This is a genomic window from Enterococcus sp. DIV0755f, assembly GCF_051713725.1.
GTDB classification, from domain to species: Bacteria; Bacillota; Bacilli; order Lactobacillales; family Enterococcaceae; genus Enterococcus_D; species Enterococcus_D casseliflavus.
In genome coordinates this window covers 1-17,878 of sequence record NZ_JBIOQL010000003.1, presented here as the reverse complement: position 1 = coordinate 17,878, position 17,878 = coordinate 1, and the positions used below count along the sequence as shown (strand labels likewise).

21 protein-coding genes and 4 pseudogenes are annotated in these 17,878 nt (G+C 34.0%); 4 read left to right on the top strand and 21 right to left on the bottom strand.

Going from position 1 to position 17,878, the window contains the following annotated elements:
• Positions 1 to 208 precede the first annotated feature (208 nt).
• Positions 209 to 892, top strand: a complete 684-nt coding sequence (locus IGI73_RS16625; RefSeq protein WP_002335147.1) for a PHP domain-containing protein — start codon at positions 209 to 211, stop codon at positions 890 to 892.
• Positions 893 to 928: 36 nt separating this feature from the next.
• On the opposite strand, the gene IGI73_RS16620 is transcribed toward IGI73_RS16625, so the two are convergent.
• From IGI73_RS16620 to IGI73_RS16545, 16 genes and pseudogenes are all read right to left on the bottom strand, one after another.
• The gene (locus IGI73_RS16620) at positions 929 to 1,426 is read right to left on the bottom strand and encodes a GNAT family N-acetyltransferase (RefSeq protein WP_002295755.1); all 498 of its coding nucleotides are present in this window, start codon (positions 1,424 to 1,426) and stop codon (positions 929 to 931) included.
• Positions 1,427 to 1,481: 55 nt separating this feature from the next.
• Positions 1,482 to 2,390, bottom strand: a complete 909-nt coding sequence (locus IGI73_RS16615) for an IS982-like element ISEfm1 family transposase (RefSeq protein ID WP_438759318.1) — start codon at positions 2,388 to 2,390, stop codon at positions 1,482 to 1,484.
• 413 nt (positions 2,391 to 2,803) lie between these two features.
• Complete coding sequence (locus IGI73_RS16610) at positions 2,804 to 3,160, bottom strand: hypothetical protein (protein WP_225582134.1); 357 nt, start codon at positions 3,158 to 3,160, stop codon at positions 2,804 to 2,806.
• A gap of 121 nt (positions 3,161 to 3,281) precedes the next feature.
• A complete protein-coding gene (locus IGI73_RS16605; protein WP_301969551.1) occupies positions 3,282 to 4,949 on the bottom strand; it encodes an FAD-dependent oxidoreductase in 1,668 nt (555 codons plus the stop codon).
• Between the two features lie 17 nt (positions 4,950 to 4,966).
• Positions 4,967 to 6,046 (bottom strand): ACR3 family arsenite efflux transporter, encoded by a 1,080-nt coding sequence (arsB, locus tag IGI73_RS16600; RefSeq protein WP_118214687.1) that lies wholly within the window; start codon positions 6,044 to 6,046, stop codon positions 4,967 to 4,969.
• 13 nt (positions 6,047 to 6,059) lie between these two features.
• A complete protein-coding gene (locus IGI73_RS16595; protein WP_005225242.1) occupies positions 6,060 to 6,374 on the bottom strand; it encodes an ArsR/SmtB family transcription factor in 315 nt (104 codons plus the stop codon).
• A gap of 647 nt (positions 6,375 to 7,021) precedes the next feature.
• Positions 7,022 to 7,447 carry a thioredoxin family protein gene (locus IGI73_RS16590; protein WP_118214683.1) on the bottom strand — a complete coding sequence of 142 codons (426 nt, stop codon included), beginning with the start codon at positions 7,445 to 7,447 and terminating at the stop codon, positions 7,022 to 7,024.
• On the bottom strand, positions 7,447 to 7,728 hold the full coding sequence (locus IGI73_RS16585; protein ID WP_118214682.1) for a DUF2599 domain-containing protein: 282 nt from the start codon (positions 7,726 to 7,728) through the stop codon (positions 7,447 to 7,449). Before IGI73_RS16585 ends, IGI73_RS16590 begins: the two co-directional genes overlap by 1 nt.
• Before the next feature lie 371 nt (positions 7,729 to 8,099).
• A complete protein-coding gene (locus IGI73_RS16580) occupies positions 8,100 to 8,192 on the bottom strand; it encodes a hypothetical protein (protein ID WP_375806106.1) in 93 nt (30 codons plus the stop codon).
• A 426-nt stretch (positions 8,193 to 8,618) separates the two neighbouring features.
• Entirely contained in the window at positions 8,619 to 8,762 is a 144-nt protein-coding gene (locus IGI73_RS16575; RefSeq protein ID WP_221928441.1) for a putative holin-like toxin, read from the bottom strand.
• A 346-nt stretch (positions 8,763 to 9,108) separates the two neighbouring features.
• On the bottom strand, positions 9,109 to 9,468 hold the full coding sequence (locus IGI73_RS16570; protein ID WP_225582132.1) for a transcriptional regulator: 360 nt from the start codon (positions 9,466 to 9,468) through the stop codon (positions 9,109 to 9,111).
• A 795-nt stretch (positions 9,469 to 10,263) separates the two neighbouring features.
• Positions 10,264 to 10,455, bottom strand: a complete 192-nt coding sequence (locus IGI73_RS16565) for a hypothetical protein (protein WP_002314345.1) — start codon at positions 10,453 to 10,455, stop codon at positions 10,264 to 10,266.
• A gap of 16 nt (positions 10,456 to 10,471) precedes the next feature.
• Entirely contained in the window at positions 10,472 to 11,269 is a 798-nt protein-coding gene (locus IGI73_RS16560; RefSeq protein WP_375806103.1) for a nucleotidyltransferase family protein, read from the bottom strand.
• Positions 11,270 to 11,599: 330 nt separating this feature from the next.
• Complete coding sequence (locus IGI73_RS16555; RefSeq protein ID WP_249641318.1) at positions 11,600 to 11,755, bottom strand: hypothetical protein; 156 nt, start codon at positions 11,753 to 11,755, stop codon at positions 11,600 to 11,602.
• 22 nt (positions 11,756 to 11,777) lie between these two features.
• Positions 11,778 to 12,038: a hypothetical protein gene (locus tag IGI73_RS16550; protein ID WP_413157947.1), complete on the bottom strand. Its 261-nt coding sequence runs from the start codon at positions 12,036 to 12,038 to the stop codon at positions 11,778 to 11,780.
• A 698-nt stretch (positions 12,039 to 12,736) separates the two neighbouring features.
• Positions 12,737 to 13,373 (bottom strand): annotated as a pseudogene (locus IGI73_RS16545) (transposase); the annotation flags it as partial.
• A 271-nt stretch (positions 13,374 to 13,644) separates the two neighbouring features.
• Between IGI73_RS16545 and IGI73_RS16540 the strand changes: the two are divergent.
• From IGI73_RS16540 to IGI73_RS16530, 3 genes and pseudogenes are all read left to right on the top strand, one after another.
• A complete protein-coding gene (locus tag IGI73_RS16540) occupies positions 13,645 to 13,839 on the top strand; it encodes a hypothetical protein (RefSeq protein WP_005225228.1) in 195 nt (64 codons plus the stop codon).
• Between the two features lie 401 nt (positions 13,840 to 14,240).
• On the top strand, positions 14,241 to 14,861 hold the full coding sequence (locus IGI73_RS16535) for a CadD family cadmium resistance transporter (RefSeq protein WP_005237707.1): 621 nt from the start codon (positions 14,241 to 14,243) through the stop codon (positions 14,859 to 14,861).
• A gap of 111 nt (positions 14,862 to 14,972) precedes the next feature.
• Positions 14,973 to 15,305, top strand: a pseudogene (locus tag IGI73_RS16530) (transposase); the annotation flags it as partial.
• A 41-nt stretch (positions 15,306 to 15,346) separates the two neighbouring features.
• Here IGI73_RS16530 and IGI73_RS16525 read toward each other — a convergent pair.
• The 5 genes and pseudogenes from IGI73_RS16525 to IGI73_RS16505 all read right to left on the bottom strand — a co-directional run.
• Positions 15,347 to 16,039, bottom strand: coding sequence for a Crp/Fnr family transcriptional regulator (locus tag IGI73_RS16525; RefSeq protein WP_005225225.1), 693 nt, complete (start codon positions 16,037 to 16,039; stop codon positions 15,347 to 15,349).
• 16 nt (positions 16,040 to 16,055) lie between these two features.
• Positions 16,056 to 16,607, bottom strand: coding sequence for a Dps family protein (locus IGI73_RS16520; protein WP_375806099.1), 552 nt, complete (start codon positions 16,605 to 16,607; stop codon positions 16,056 to 16,058).
• A 1-nt stretch (position 16,608) separates the two neighbouring features.
• Complete coding sequence (locus IGI73_RS16515; RefSeq protein WP_005225223.1) at positions 16,609 to 16,845, bottom strand: heavy-metal-associated domain-containing protein; 237 nt, start codon at positions 16,843 to 16,845, stop codon at positions 16,609 to 16,611.
• Positions 16,846 to 16,908: 63 nt separating this feature from the next.
• A pseudogene (locus IGI73_RS16510) lies at positions 16,909 to 17,517 on the bottom strand (HAD-IC family P-type ATPase); the annotation flags it as partial.
• A gap of 102 nt (positions 17,518 to 17,619) precedes the next feature.
• Positions 17,620 to 17,878, bottom strand: a pseudogene (locus IGI73_RS16505) (heavy metal translocating P-type ATPase); the annotation flags it as partial.

Genomic DNA, 17,878 nt, shown 5'->3' with positions numbered 1-17,878 from the left:
TAAATTCTCCCTTTTAACTAAAAAAAGAAAGATGCAAACGGCATCTTTCTTTTTAATATAAGAATATAAAATACTACCCGTGGTGCTAGTTAATTTTTTCCTAGAGGAAAATGTCTAAACATGTTGGTAAATCAATAAAAAAACGCATACAGTAGTCTCAAAACTCCCAAGAAATGAGGACTATTTAACAAACTACGATGGTTACGTCGTGACAACTGAACATTTTGACTTAGCCAATCCTGTTACTAAAGTCGATGATATCCCCGATTATGAAATGTACAGTCAAACAATCGATAGCTTAAATAAGCGTTTTGGCAATCGTGTTTTAAAAGGCATCGAAATCGGTTACATCGCTTCTGAAAAGGATCGGATCATCGACTATTTAGCCGATAAAGATTACGATTTAAAATTACTCAGTGTGCATCATAATGGTCAATTTGATTATTTAGATGACGAAGTCAAAGATATGGATCCTGCTATTGTGATTCCTCAGTATTTTGCACAACTTTCAGAAGCACTAGTTGTTATAGAAGCAGATGTCTTTGCTCATTTTGACTATGGTTTTCGGGTATTTGGTCTATCCGTTGCTGAATTTAAACAATATGAAGCGCAGTTTTTACCGATTCTAGATCAAGTAATCAAAAATAAATTGGCATTCGAATTAAATGCTAAGAGCGCTTACTTGTATGACAATTTAGCGTTATATGAATATGTCATCGATTTATATCTTTCACGTGGTGGTACCTTGTTTAGTGTTGGATCAGATGGGCATTACCTTGAACATTTCCGTTTCCATTTCGATGATCTTTTTGCTCTGTTAAAAGCAAAAGGTGTGACGGAATTAGCGATTTATCAAAAAGGAAAGCGAATTATGGTTCCATTACCAGTCTAAAAAAACGTCCTCAGCATCAAAAGTGAGGACGTTTTTTTAGATTTCTTTTTCTAAAATCGGACAAATACGATCTTGTTTTCCTAAAGGAAAATGTTTGATCCCGATTTTTTTAAATCCATGACGTTCATAAAAACGAATACCTGCATGATTTTTTTCATAAACAGTCAAACGTAAATAACGTTTTTGTTTCGTTTTAGCATAACGATTCGCTTCATCGAGTAACCGTTGCCCTAACCCTTTGTTTTGATAATCTTTGAGCAGATAGAGCCGTTGAATCTCTATAGCATCTTTTTCATCATTGACTTTCATATAACCAATGAGTATTTGATGATCCTTAATACCAATAAATTTACTGGTTGACTGTGCCAATTCTACTGCCAATATTTCAGTTGTCAATTGTGTCTGTAAATATCCTTGCATATCAAGTGGATCTGCGCCATCGATAAACGATTCATAAAAACTGACAACACTTACAACTTGTAAAGCATCTAGATCATCATAATCTAAATACGCTAGTGTGATTTGATTGTTCATCTAACTCCTCCTTTTGACATAGTATACTATAAATCACCCGTGGTGCTAGTTAATTTTAATATCCTAAAGAATATCTCAAAGTTCCTTCAAAACGTCGTTGTGCTCGACTTAATAGAACACTGTAAGCCAGTAATATGCTTTCAAATCTACTCTCTAGCCCTTTAACAGAACGTGAGTTGAAATTTTGACAACCTAATTTTTCTAAGGAAGAAAAAACAGACTCAACTGTTTTTCTTTGTTTTCCAAGTAAGCTGTGGTCTAGTTTTTCTGATTTATCCATGTTTTTACGTGGCGGAACGGATATAGTAATGCCCTTAAGGGCAAGCTTTTCATGGATTTTATGGCTAATATATCCTTTGTCCCCTAGGATATTGGGAAGATTCGCTTCTTCCGATAAAGTCTCTAACACTTTCACGTCATGGACACCTGGATTCGTGATTGAGTAAGTAATCGGAAAGCCAGTCTTAGTAACGATCATATGAATTTTAAGACCATAAAAATAAGATTTTTTTGTTGAGTTATAGCCAACTTTGGCTATTTGATTCAATAGTTTTGCTTGTCTATTTCTAACTGGTTTACATAATGGACTAGGAAAACTATCTATAATTCCGACTAGTTCACTTTTGGTGATCTTCTTGATGAAAAAGTATCGAATAATCTTGATAGTGTAAGCTAAGTTTGAACTTAAGCGAGTGAATCGACTCCTACTAGGAAAGTCACCATTAGGAAATAAGACGGAACAAACCACTCTATACGTGGCTCTTTGGCTAGTATAGCCATTAATTATGCCCCATATAACACAAGCAATAATCACTGTATCGCGTTGCTTCAGTTGATCAGTATTTCTTCGGTTTTTAATCTTATCTGGTACACAATTGTGGTATATGTTAGAAACAGTTCTCATAATTTCCTTGAATGTTATAAAAGTATCTGTATAATGTTCAGTATATTTTGATGAACGCATATGTAGTCCTCATTTCTTGGGAGTTTTGAGACTACTATATGCGTTTTTTTGTTGATTTACCAACATGTTTAGACATTTTCCTCTAGGAAAAAATTAACTAGCACCACGGGTAAAATACTTTAATTTTTTAGGTTCTATAATATTTAGTGTTGGTGGAAAATCTGAGAGTGTAAAATACATTTGCGATACAAATAATATTAAACCAATAATTATTTTAAAAGAATATCGTAAATGGAGTTTCTTAAAATTTTTTACAAATAAATCATAGGAAATAAGTAAGCTAATTACTATAATTGAATACAATATTACATAAAGCAAATGTAAAAGTCCCATAGACATTTCTCCATTTCTTTTTGACTGTATACTAAGACTATAAGTATGAGATTTTACCTTTTCATTCCAACTATATAAATTTATTTTGCATATCTTTTTTCTTCTCTTATTTTATCTAGAATAAAACTTGTTTGACTATAATCAGTTAGTTCACGTATTACTTTTTTCATCGTACGATCAACAGCGCAAATACCAAACATATCAGAATAGAAGTCAGTTATTGATTTGATTGGACTAAACAATTTTTCTGATAATTCAGTTTTTTTTGAGTAATTCATTTCTAAGTACCCTTTGTCTACTAGCCGATCAATAACTAAATAAGCTGTATTCAGCTTAAATTCTGGGTATTTTTTTACAAAGTTACGTTTTGTTATCCCTCCCTCGCATTCATATAATGAAATCAAAACTCGGTATTCAATTTTAGTTAAATCTACCATCTTCAATTTCACCTCTAATAGTCCATAATATATAAAAAAATGAAGCTTGAAAAAAAATACAAATGTTACATCAAACCTCAAAATAAGTTTCTTCCTAATTATTCCAATATTTAGAATTCTATCATAATTTTTGTATCGTTTCACAAACTTCTTGATAGTTTTTATTTCCTCCGGATAAATTATAAACTTGTTTAAATCCTTTGTTCAGTAAAATATTTTGTGCTGCATTTCCAGTAACGCCTTTATTACAATAAGTTACTGTCACACATTCTTTATCCAATTCCTCATATCGATCTCTTAACTCAGCTAAAGGTATGTGAATTGCTCCCTCAACTTTCGAAGTTTCAAACTGTTTTCTTGATCTGGTATCAATAATTTGTAATTTTTCGCCGCCATCAATTCTTCTCAATAGCTCTATAGGGGTCATTAACGGGGTATCATTATTTATATCGTTGTTCAAAGCCATCCCAGTATAATGAATGGGATCTTTTGTTGTAGAAAAAGGTGGAGCATATGCTAAATCCAAGTGAAATAAATCTTCAGCAGTTGCGCCAAATGAAATAGCAGTAGCAAGCACATCGATCCGCTTATCTACCCCATCATAACCTATGATTTGAGCCCCAAGTATCTTCCCATTTTCTTTATTTGCGATTGCTTTGATCACCATTTCTTTACCATTCATATAGTCCGGCTTATTAGGTTTAATATTATATAAAGTAGTAATAGCTATATTATTTGCTAAAGCATCTTTTTCTGTGAGACCAGTTTGAGCAATTGTTAAATCAAAGAATCGTAAAATACCAGTTCCTAAGATTCCCTTGTGTCGTAGATTGCCACCTGTAATAACATCTCCTGCGATCCTTCCCATTTTATTGGCTGTTGAAGCTAAAGGTCGATAAATTGGTCGCCTAGTTATGCGATCAAAACTTTCTGCAACATCACCTACAGCATAAACATTTGGAAAATTGGTTTCTAACTTATCGTTTACTTCTATAGCTCCGGTAATTCCTAATTTAATTCCCATGGATTTTGCTAATGCGGTGTTCGGCTTTACTCCGGTAGCTAATACAAAAATATCTGCCGAAAAGATAGTTCCTTTAGCCGTTTCAATAGACTTCAGACTACCATCACCGTTAACTTTTCTGACGGTTTCTTCAGGGAAAAAGGCAATGTTTTTCCTTTTCATTTCATTAATGATTCTTGAAGACATGTCCCAGTCTAAATGGGACATGGGATATTTACTTCGTTGAAGTAACGAGACCTCAAGACCTAGTCTCTGTAACTGCTCGGCCATTTCTAAACCAATATATCCAGCACCAATGACAACTGCTTTTTTTGGCTCGTTTTCATCTACAAACTTCTTGATACTTTTCCCACTCGAAATATTTTTCACCTGAAAAACATTCTCAAAATGTCTATTAACAAATATTTCTGGGGTATTATAAACCGATCCTGTGGCCAACACTAAAACATCAAAATTATTGGTAAATGATTTTTTTGTAATTAGACTGATTCCGTGCACCAATTTTTTATCATAGTCAACCAGAGTTATTTCATGAGAGGTATGAATATCTACGTCGTACCTTTTTTTAAACCATTCAGCATTACGAGGCGTCAGTTCATCAAAGTTTTCCACTTCTCCCCCCACTGCATATGGAATCCCACAAACTGCGTAAGACACATCCATATCTTTATCATACAAAACAATCTCTGCATCTTCAGTATTTCTTCTTGCTTTTGCAGCGACACTTGTTCCAGCAGCGACAGATCCAATAATGATGATTTTCATTTCTCCACACCTATCCTTTATACGTTCTTGATTTCACTCAAAGATTCCGGATTTATGAACCAGTCTTTTGTTTTATTAGAAACCTTAACTAAAATTAACATAACTGGCACTTCCACAAGTACGCCTACGACTGTTGCTAAAGTTGCTCCCGACTGTAATCCAAAAAGTGATATTGATACCGCTACTGCCAACTCAAAAAAGTTACTTGCTCCTATCATTCCAGCAGGAGAAGCAATATTGTGTGGCAACTTCCAAAATCTTGACAAACTATAAGCAATTGTAAATATTAAAATCGTTTGAATCGTTAAAGGAATTGCGATCAATAAAATATGCAATGGATTGGAAATAATTCTTTCACCTTGGAAGGAGAAAATAATGATCAGAGTTAGTAATAAACCAATAATCGTCACTGAATCAAATTTCTTCAAGAAGACATTTTCAAAATAGGTTAAACCTCTTTTTTTTATGATCAACACTCGAGTAATGAAGCCTAAAAACAGTGGGACAACTACAAATAGAACAGTTGACAGTAATAAAGTGGCTAAAGGGACACTTACATTATCAACGCCTAGCAAAAAAGCAACAATAGGTGCAAATAATACTAGGATAATTAAATCGTTGATTGCGACTTGAACCAAAGTATAGGCAGAGTCACCTTTTGTTAGGTAGCTCCACACAAAAACCATCGCTGTACATGGTGCAGCTCCTAGAATAACCGCACCAGCGACGTATTCCTTTGCTAGTTCTATTGGAATCAATTGTTGGAAAATCACATAAAAAAAGAGTGCTGAAATGCCATACATCGTAAACGGTTTAATAAGCCAATTAGTAACGCACGTGATAACTAATCCCTTAGGTTTTTTAGCAGCACGAACAATACTGGTAAAATCAATTTTTAACATCATAGGATAAATCATCAACCATATCAAAATAGCCGTTGGAATTGAGACCTGAAAATACTCAAATTGACTTAATGTATCAGGGATAGCTGGAGCAAACTGTCCAATCAATATTCCGATTATCATACACAAAATTACCCATAGAGTTAAATACTTTTCAAAAAAGCCTAACCCTTCAGCTTTAACTTTTGATTTCATTTTTACTTTCCTCCTACTTAGATTCTTCTTTTACTTTGCATACACAGTTGTCTTCATTATTTACAAGTAATTGTTGAATAGATTCCATAAATTCTACAACAAATTCTTCCCTCAATGAATAATGGTGCCATTGCCCTTTTTTACTTACACAAACGACACCCGCTTTTTCAAGTACTTTCATATGATGAGAAAGTGTAGGCTGCGTAAAATCAAAATATTCAAGTAAATCACATGCACACAAACTACCGCAAGAAAGCACATCTACTATTTTCATACGATTTGGATTCGCTAGAGATTTTAATACTAATGAAAGAGATTCATAATTCATTTTTCGACCCTCCTTATATAGATAGTTGTCTATATATGTAATATAGACAACCATCTATATAAGGTCAAGTTGTTTACTCATAATTTCTAAGTAAATAGGAATTAATAGCATAGTTAGTACTCTCACTGTAGGTTAATTTAGCATAGAAAAACTGTTAAAGAATATTCTATCTTGAACTCTTTTATAGTTATAGCAATCAAAGAGAGCTCATAAACCCTTAAGTTTCTGACCCTTTTGTATTAAACTTGAAAATAGAAAACCATATTATTCTCATCTATTTTTGTCTTAGCGGCACAATAAATCGACAATATCAAGAGCACCCTATCCTAACAAAAAAGAGAACAATAATTGTCCTCTTTCTAATTAGATCTTTATAAATGTAATTAAAGCAGCGATTCCTGTTAGGACTGCAGGGACGAACATTACGTATGTTGATTCAATTACGTATACATCTACAAGGTATCCTTGCATTACAGAAAATGCAAGAACTGAAATGATATTCAATATAGTAATTATATAAAGTAAGTAATTTTTATATTTTTCTCGATTATTATCCTTTTTATAGACTATAAGTAACAAAAACACTTGTAGCAAAAATGGGACAACAGTAAGAAAAAAAACGATATTTTCTAACATCAAATCAACCTCTATTCTAAAAAATTATTTATGCTACCAATTTGATCGGTATAAGATAAGCGCTCTTTAGTTTTCATATTTACTGTAGTTGGAACTTCGGTTATCTCTAACTCATTAATATACCATAAAGTAGAAGGATTAGTTTCTTTTGTGTCCGTATCTATAATCAAGAATTTTTTATCTTCATATTGAGAAGATAAAAATAGTTTAGGAGCAAATGCATTGCAATACGGACAAGATTCTCTTGTAAATAGTACATAGTCAAAGTTATTAATATCTGATTTAGTAGTCACTGAAGTTTTTGCAGAGATTTCTTTTTCATAATAACTATATGAAAATACTGATCCAGAGGTCAACTGATTTTTAAACAAAAATAATACAAGCAAAATCGAGATCAAAGCAAAAATACTTGAAATAACTTTAATTACTATTCTCATTAAGGATTACATGCCTTTGCAACAGTAGCAGCATAGCTAACATCTGGTCTCCACGGCTCAATATTCCATGGAGTTTTCATACCACTGGCCCATTGTGCATGACACAAATATTGATCTAGCATACCATTTGTGTTTTTCCAATTCTTATCATTTTTATGTTTAGGCAATAATTTGTTCCAAGCGTTACCAATATGTGCAGCTCCTCCATTTCCTGAAGGAAGGTTTTTGGTTAATATAGCCTTAGGAGTTATACTCAAAGATACTTTACCATCTCTAGTGATCCATTTTACCGAAGAAAAATAATCTGAATGACTGTAATCACTTACCGCTTTTGCTAATGCTTGAATTTGTACAGGTTGTGTATAATCTAAAGCCCATGAAACCTCCGATAATACATCATTGTTTTCGACTGCTATTTGAACTTGTTCCTACTTAGGAGATAGTTCCACGGTGTCCTCACTATTAGAGATAGAATCTGCTGATACGATTGATGTGCTACCAATAACAGAACCTAAAATAAGCATTGACCAAATAACTTTTTTCATTTAAAATCCTCCTTTTTTAAAAATATACCATTTCAAATAGTATCTGAAAAACCTTTTATTCCTTGAATAAATTCATCTGAAAGTTTTGTGATATCATGCATTTCTACCTACTGTTTTTTGTCAAAAATTGATTTATAACTTTTTCTGACATGGCCATCGATCTCACAATACCCAACACATCGGTAGCCACCTTGGTCCATCCCTAAACGAAATCCTCCGATTCCTGAAAAGATCTAAAAAGGTGCCCTTATTTTCTGTTGTACCATTTTTCATTGTTCACTCAGTTTCTTCATGCGTATGAAAGGTGTTTCAAGTACCTGATGGATTAAGAATACCGAGAAAATGGTTGTTTATATTTCGGAACAATGGTGGCAATTAGACCTTTTTTAAGAAAGAAAAGTGATCTTTTTTGCCCTCCATGTTCCAGCCGCCTCCACCACTTAAGAGGGCCAAAAAATAGACGTGCAAGGCACGTCTGTAGAGCAAAAGGTTGATATTTCACTGAAATCTTGCTATACTAAATATGTAAAGAGGAGTTGCGCGAACAACTCCCCTACAGCACCGTTTAAGACGGTGGCAGTACTATTATTTAAACGAAAATAACCGTGACCTGCTAAAGTAGACGGTTATTTTTTTTTGTCATTTTTCACTGCTGTTAGGATGCCAAAGATGATCGTTGCGATTAAAGAACCGAAACTAATCATTAGCCCTAATGCTTCAGCTACAGACAAAAAGCTTCTCCTTTCTAAAGAGTGAACACTTACTTTCATAAGCATCACCACCTTCCAAAAGATAGCCACCGTCACAAACTTTACTGTACTCATATTATACCATAACCCACGCTGAAAACCTATATTTATCAAGGTTTTTAGCGTTTTTTTATCAACATTATTTAAGCCAATAAGCTTGTTCCTTCAGTCGCTCCAGCTACCACCACCGCTCCTTCAGAAACCGTGTTGTGGACACAACCCGAAGTGATCAATAGAAAAAAGTACCAACATCAGGCAGAGATCTCTTGTTCTTTTAAAGCTAAAATAGACAAAGCATTCGCAAACTGCAGTAAGCTGGATTGAGAATCATCGACGATCACATTTTTCTGATAATGGATCCGATCGCTCACATGATTGATAATCCGTAGACAAAACGCATCAAAAAAATCTTTCGTCTCCGATCGGTGATTTCTGGTTTATATGGATGGCTAATGGCCGTCAGACCCAAAGAAAATAAGTGGTGAAAATAAAGAAACTCTTGTTTGAACTGCTGATTTTCTTGAACAAAGCTAGAGTGTTTGATTTCTGGTATATCTTGGTCTAAGAGCGAATACGTTGAATGGATCGGCGACATCCTCGTCAATCCCATCCTTTCTCTTGAAACAAGATAACTAGAGAACATCGATCCGATCTCTCTTTTGGTTTTATCCCAATCAATCACCTCTTTTTCAGGTAATTCAAATTGGTGAACATCAAATAATCGCACGTTTTTCCTCTTTTCATATTAAAGTAGTCACTGTTCGAGAGACTTTTTTCTTTGATGTTCGCCCTCGTTTACTTGATAGACCAGCTCGGCTGACCGTTTGTTTGTGCTTGATGGTCAAAGACTCTTGAAATTTGCGCACTGTAGTCTCTCTTCAGACGTTCCAACTTTCTTTTTGCTCTTGCTAATCGATTATTGTCTATTTCTTGTCGATTATTGTCCTATTCTTCCATCAAATTTCCCTCCAAAAAAAGACCGGCTTTCGCCGATCTTATTTTTTTTATTCTGCTATTTACTAATTGAAAGTAACTCTAACAATTTTTAAATTGTTCTATCAGTTTCCTTGAAGGTGGTTTACGATCAATTTTCTAAATACTTAGTTTATTTAGTATAAGAAAGTTTAAACTTTACATATATTTTTCTTGTACAAGGATTAGTTCTTCTTGTCTATGATAAAATTTATTAAACAGTTTGAAAGTAAAAACTATTCAAAGAAAGTGGGCGATAACAATGGGATTTTGGTATTTTTTAACGTTAGCTGTCGGTATAACTTTGTTGATCATAAGTGTTTCAAATAAAGAAGTATCTAGATCAACCAAATTCGTAATAGCCTGTTTTGTTTTAGGGATCTTGTTAGTCATAGGTAGTCTACTTTTATTTTTACCAGGCAGCTCTTCGATTATTGAGCAACTACTTCAACTAAATTAGCTTCGTTATTAAAAGCCGACTTTCTAAAAAAAGAAAATCGGTTTTTATTTGTACTGGTCGAAAAAAATTTTTCTACGGCTGATTTTGACTTTATTTTAGATCCAGCTGAACGATCAACGGCTCCCCTTCTTGCGTTGCTTCATCCAACATTAAAGAATAAACATCGGCATCCTCTTTCGTGATACGTACCTGTTGCGCACTCATTTCGCCAGCACCCACTTCTTGAATACGCATCATTTGGTTCTCTGGATCCACGCTATTGATAAAGTAATAATTTTCCATGACTTTCCTCTTTCTCCTAATTGAATAGGTCTGACTCTTGACTCATTTTTGCTTGTTCGATTTCACGCTGCAGCTTTTCAAAAGCTACTTTATTTTTGAATTGATCAAATTCATTGCTCGTCACCCGTTCCAGGTGTTTGACTTGATTTGTGACCGACCGACGATACTTGAATGATTCCTTAAATGGTTTGATTCGCTCATTTGGATTTCGCTTTGGCGGTGATCGACTTTCATTCGTTTCTTTCCCCTTGAAGTACTCCTGTTTCATTCTATTGTATATTTCTTTGTTAGGGTTTTGTTTACCTGATAGCGAAGACGGACGGAAAGGGTTGTCTTGTTGGGAAGAATCATTTTCCTTTTTCAGTTCTTGGAGGATACTGTTTCCTAATCGATAATATATGCCATCCGGCCCGTACATTCGGCCCTCGTAAAATGATTTTTTCTCTTTGTTAGGATCTCCCTCACCATAAGTAGCTTTCTTGAAAATATCTTCCTCTTTTGCCAGCTGTTTGAATTCTTCAAAATGGCCATTGTCTTTCATGGTATTCAGTAATTCAACCAACATATCATAATCAATAAATAGTGTAATAAGGTCGATCTCTTTTTTTAATGCGCTACTTAATTTACTTTTTAACCGAATCACATCAAATATATTTTGGAGCAAAGACCCTTCACCGTCGATTAAAATATCTAAATCACTGGTTTCTGTTGCTTCGTTTCGAGCGTATGACCCAAACAGAAAAGCTTTTTTTATTTTCCATTCTAAAAATATTGGTGTACATAATTTTTGAATGTCACTAATTGTATAAATCAAATAACCGAACTCCTTGTCTTCAATTTGAATATTAAAATAAAAATGAAAAGCGACAATTATACTCACCGTTTAGGAAAAAATATTGATAAAAAAGGGAAGGAACAGGTAAATCGATTGCTTCTTTTAGATCAAAAAAAGGGAAAGAGCATAAGGTAGATACCCCCACCTTCTAGTTAGAAGGTGGAAAATAGGCTGTGCCTATTGGGTTTTAAGAGATTTCAAAGTGATATCATTGCGGCTTTTTTAGTGGCACCCAGATACCACTACCGATGGCACCTAGGTGGTACTTTTTGTAAAAAGTGCCACCTAGGTGCCACCATCAACCCTCAATTATTTTGGTAAATATTGGGAAACAATATCATTAAAATCACGTTCTTTTTTGACATCTTCTTGAACAGATTTGACCTTTTTCTTTTCTTCTTTCTTTGATTCGTCCTTCCTGTTTTTAAAGCGATAGTTCTTATTTCGAACAACTTTCTTACTCATTGTGACTGCTTCTTGATAAACATCAGAAGAAAAAAGGTCTTGTATTTTGGTATGATCTTGCTCCAATTTTGCATTGGTCATAATCTCTAATAAAGACAAAGAATCCAATACTTTTTTTTTCGAAATTTATTTCTTTTCTCACCCGATTAAGTAATTCAAGCAGCGCATATCGAATCATCGGACTATCTTTAATATCCTCGTCAACGGGCAGATAGGTTTTTAATTCTTTCAAAGCATCTTCATGTTCCGTGTCTAAAAATACCGGAATTCGTTTCTTTGACATGTTATCTCACACACCTTTTTTGAGTTCGTCAATTTTCGATTCAATCAACTGAATCGTCTTTTCGATATCAGAAATTTTGGTTTGATTATCTGAAATGTTCCCTTTAAATGATTCAATCGTATTCTCCAAAGTGGTGATTGAATCTTACGTTTTTGCTAACTACTCTCCGACTTGATATTCTTTTTCTTCAGTGAAAGAAGCAATTTTTTCTCGTGCATTTTTTATTTCTTCGACAAGAGATTTGTTCTCTTCCTCAATCATTCTCGGATATAATGAATTTTTAGAATTTGATAATTTCATGAATTTATAAAGAAACTAGACTTTTTGAACCGATCCCCAAAAGTTAGATTCTTAGTCTAACTTATAGGAATCATTTTTTTTATGATAAAATTTAGTTGTGATTTTAAGAAAATAAATGGACAAAATTATCGTAACGATAACTCTTAAATAACAATGAAATGAAAGAAAAGACGAGAATCTTCCAGTACTTCGAGAATCTTGTCTTTTCTTGTTGAATATAAAAAACCGAAAATAGATATATTTTAAAGGCTCTTGTCAATAAATCTAATGGTAATAAGTCAAGTTGAAGATTGAAAATATTTTTATTGTGTAACCTGTTTTGAAGCGCACTTAACTAGCTCCGTCTAAAATCAAATTTTTTACAGGGGATTTCAAAGGTTTGCGTCAATAACAGAATGTTATTTACCTATTACTCTCCTTGGCAACGCGTAGAGTCGATGGTTACGTAGTAGCGTATCCACAAGACGCGTAACTTAAGACGATTGCTCGTTTGTGTTTATATTTGGGACCTCTTTACATTTGCTTTGATAAAAAACTTTATATTCAGGAAGATACTTTTTTATAGAGTTGGTAGCTTTAACTAAGTAGTATCCAAAATAGCGATTCCCTTGTTTTGTCAGAGGTGTATTTTATGACTGACAGTTACCAGATTGTTTGACTTTCGAATATAAGCCTGCATATTTTGCCAATTTTGTTTGATTTTCCAATCGTTCAATTTGACCGATTTCAACGATTAATTAAGTGGAGTACACCTTTCCAATACCTGGAACACCGGGCAAATATTGATATTCTCGAATGCCGACAAATAATTGCTTGATTGCTTTTCCAAGTCTTTGATGTTCTTTTCAAGCGCACGAATTTCACGTACAAGAACACTTAGAACGACATTGATGGATTCTTGTGCAAGTCTACCTAAACGATAACTCATGGTAATTGCACGTTGAATGATTTGGCAATTTTTTCTGGATCTTTAAAGCAACCTTTTCCTTCTTCTTGTAGTAAGTCACAGAACGCCTCTAAGGCTTCTTTAGCTATAGTCGCAGCATCCGCAATATTTCCATAGTTAATGCAATTCCTTTTACGGTATCTTCACCCATGACAACCATTCTAAAAATTTTCGCTAACTCGTCCATTCCAGCTGGAAAAGAATCCCAAAAATCAATATCATAATTACCATTTTAATGATTTGTATTCAAAAATCAGATGAATTGCTTGACGTGGCAATTAATAATAATACTTTAGCAATCAACAAGATGATTGACGGTATGTGGTTAAAGAAGAAAAATAGCTAGGAGATTTTTGAGAGATGACTGGTAAATTTAAAGATGAATTATTAACTGTTGTTGCAGATAATGATTTAAAAAATATTATTCAGTTAAGAAGATACTTTGAAAATCATAGTGATGAATTTACGTTCAAAAATATCACTCGTTTTCATCAAACCATTAATAATAATGTCGATGTTTTTGGTCTATATTTTGAGGGTAATCTTCAAAATTAAATGCACTTAAATATAAAAGCCCCCTGACGAAAGTCGAAGGGGGTTTTTATTTTGGTTTGAGGTTTGCATACCTACCGAAAAGGTAGAGTAGCAAAACGTCAAACAGGTATCAGCTAAATGCCACCATAAGGGTGCGCTGATACTCGGCTCAAAAGAGCCGACAGAGCCGTCTGCAAGACCCCTCGGAGAGCCCACACTTTACCTTGTAAAGTATAGTGGGTTATACTTTACAAGGAAGTAGTCACCGAATTCCAGTTAGAAATTACTTTGTAACTACGTTTTGAGGAGGAGTAAAATGCTTTCCTACGTTCGACATTACCCATTAGCGATAGCTAAATTAATGTGTCTGTGCTCTCCTAAAATCTGCTGATTTATTACTGACTAATACTGGAGGTTTTTTTATGGGACAGACAATCATATCTGCTATTGGTGTTTATATTTCCACCAGTATCGATTATTTAATTATTTTAATTATTTTATTTGCACAGCTATCACAGAATAAACAGAAATGGCATATTTATGCGGGGCAATATCTAGGAACTGGCTTACTTGTAGGGGCGAGTTTAGTTGCTGCTTATGTCGTCAATTTCGTGCCTGAAGCATGGATGGTTGGATTGCTTGGTTTAATCCCTATCTATTTAGGGATTCGCTTTGCAATTGTTGGAGAAGGTGAGGAAGAAGAAGAGGAAGAAATTATTGAAAGATTAGAACAAAGCAAGGCAAATCAACTGTTTTGGACAGTCACATTGCTGACAATTGCGTCTGGCGGAGATAATTTAGGTATCTATATACCTTATTTTGCTTCGTTAGATTGGTCACAGACCCTCGTGGCGTTGCTTGTGTTTGCAATCGGCATAATTATCTTTTGCGAGCTTAGTCGGGTGCTATCTTCTATTCCGTTAATATCCGAGACAATTGAAAAATACGAGCGAATCATTGTGCCCTTAGTATTCATTCCACTTGGACTATACATCATGTATGAAAGTGGCACGATTGAGACTTTTCTGAACTTTATTTTATAGATAAAAAAGCCCCTTAAATGGGGCTTTCAGACTGTAGACAAAGTACTAGTTTTTAGTGCTTTGTCTTTTTTTATCCGTTAAAATAAGAGTATCAATTGGAGGTGTATCCAGATGCTCTCAAAACAAGATATGAGTAAACGCGCACAAATCGGTTTCTTTTCTCTTGAAGACTTGGTCCCACAGGACCATTTATTGCGGCAAATAGATCAATGTATTGATTTCTCCTTTATTTATGAATTGGTTAAAGAGAAATACGATGAAATCCAAGGACGTCCTAGCTTGGATCCTATTCTTCTAATTAAATTACCAATGATTCAATATCTATTTGGTATTAAAAGTATGAGACAAACAATAAAAGAAATAGAAGTGAATATCGCTTATCGCTGGTTTTTAGGTTTGAGTTTAGAAGATCCTGTTCCTCATTTTTCAACATTTGGTAAAAATAGTGTTGCTGACCAATACTATTTGACACAGAACCATTTAACTTAACTTGATGCAAATAATAACTTATCTAAATCAAATATCTCAACATATTTTTGAGTATGCTGTTTAATTAAACCTCTCTCTTCCAATGATGAGAACTTACGACTTATTGTTTCTGGGGTTGTACCCAAGTACGAGGCTAGATCTTTTTTCGACATTGGTAAAGTCACATAAGTATGGTTTTCTTCATCTTCAACGTATTCTGATAGAAAATCAATAATACGAGACTCTACTTGCTCCATACCAACCTGCATCGTTTGCTTTTCTGATACCTGTAAACGTTTCGTAACATCTGATAGTATTCTTCTCATAATTTCTGGGTAAGCGCCTAAATAGTCATCCATATCCTTTTTATGAATTCTACATATGCTCACTTCTGATATTGCTTCAGCATAATTAGAATGGTAACTTTCAGTTTGAAAAATAGCCACTTCTCCCATAAAATCACCAGGATTTAATATGCGTACAGTTTGTTCACGACCAGATTCATTTAAGTTATAAACACGTACACGCCCATTATTTATAATATAAAGTGTGTCATCTTTATCACCATTTCCAAATAACAACGCATTCTTTGCATAATGTACTTCTTGCGCTGATTGCGCAATTAAACTCATTTGTTCTTCATTTAGGTGATTAAAAATCGGAACTAAACGTATACAATCTATATGACTATGGTGGTGATGGTGTGCCATACAACTTTCCTCCTAATTAATCGTTATCTATATAGTCATCATCTTCTAACGCATCCTTGTTAACAAAGGCTTGAAGTTGCCAAATATTTATATCTAAGTAATCTTTATAACTAATTAGTAAATCTTCTAATGCATCATCTGCTTCTTCTTGTGCTAAACGCATTGCACGAACGGTAAATTCACGATTAGTCCTAAAATCTTCTACTAACTGTATGACCATTTCTTCAGCAGAATAATATTTTTCAGACGGATCTTCAGAAATTATTGTAAATTCCTGAAATTCAGTAGTTGTTGAAGCTGGCTTAAATCCTGAAGTTAGTAAACGTTCTGCAATCTTATCAAACCATGTCTCATTCTCATTGTATAAATTCTCAAAAACACTATGCAATGAATAGAAATTTGTGCCTTTCACATACCAATGATATTGATGTAATTTTACATGTAAGGTATGGATATTAGCAAGTATATGATCTGTGACAGCTACAGCATTAATCTTAGTATGATGAATGTGTTCTTTATATGCTTTTTCAGCAGCTAATTTTTCTTGTCTTTCATTTGCTGTTGTCATTTTATACACCTTCCTTTACTTTTGAACTAATAACTGAATATCCTAGGTTTTCAATAGCTCTTTCAATTGTACTCAAATTGACTTGTTCTTCATCAAAATCTACTTTTACCTTACTTGCATTGAACAGTACTTTTACAGAATCTTTTTCTACACCAGCTGTCTGTTTTAAACCACTTTCAATTTTTTGTAAACACGATGGACAAGTTAATGTTTCTAATTTTAATGTTGCTTTAGTCATATCTATCACTCCTTTAGATAAATTATACAGGACATTTCTTTTAAGATAATTGACATAGATCAATTATCTTAATTGATATCTTCTTAATCTCATTGCATTTAAAATAACTACTAAAATACTTGCCTCATGAACTAACATACCTATCGACATAGACATCCATTCACTAAATATTAAACTAACCAATAATATTATCACCACACCAACAGCAATTAGAATATTTTGTCTCATATTCGCATATGTCCCTTTAGCTAAACCTAAAGCATGGGGGAGACGATTAAAATTGGAATTCATTAGAACAATATCTGAACTTTCAATAGCCACATCTGTCCCATTTCCCATAGCAATCCCTACTTCTGCAGTAGCTAGAGAAGGGCTATCGTTCACACCATCACCAATAAAAGCAATAATTTCACCAGTAGACTGTCTTTCTTTTAGAAACGCTTGCTTGTCCTCAGGTAACATATCGCCATGAGCCTCGGTTAATCCTAGCTCCTTTTTAACTAAATTAACTGTGCCTTGATTATCCCCTGATAATACAGTGAGATTTTTAACACCAAGTGATTTTAATTTTTGTAGGTCTTGTTTAACACCTGCTCGAACTTGGTCACGGATTCCCATTAAAATAATTAACTTACGATCAACTGCCGTTAATACAATACTCTTCTTTTTTTTTCAAGAACTCAAAAAAGCGGAAAATCCCAGATTTAAAAATCTGAGTTTCCGCTTTTGTCATTTCAAGGATGGACTATTGTCTCAGCCTCTTCTAATTTATTCTTAAGATATTTTTACTTTCTCTGCAGGTGCTGATACTTCTTTTTGTTCTTTTCGACCTTTCAACTTATACTTCATTAATCTCATGCCATTGAAAATTACCACCAAGATACTACCTTCATGAACCAACATTCCGATAGACATATTCATCCATTCGCTGAAGAAGACGCTGGTCAACAAGACCAACACTACTCCAATTGAAATCACGATATTTTGTTTCATATTATTTGCGGTGGCTTTTACTAATCCTAATGCGTGAGGC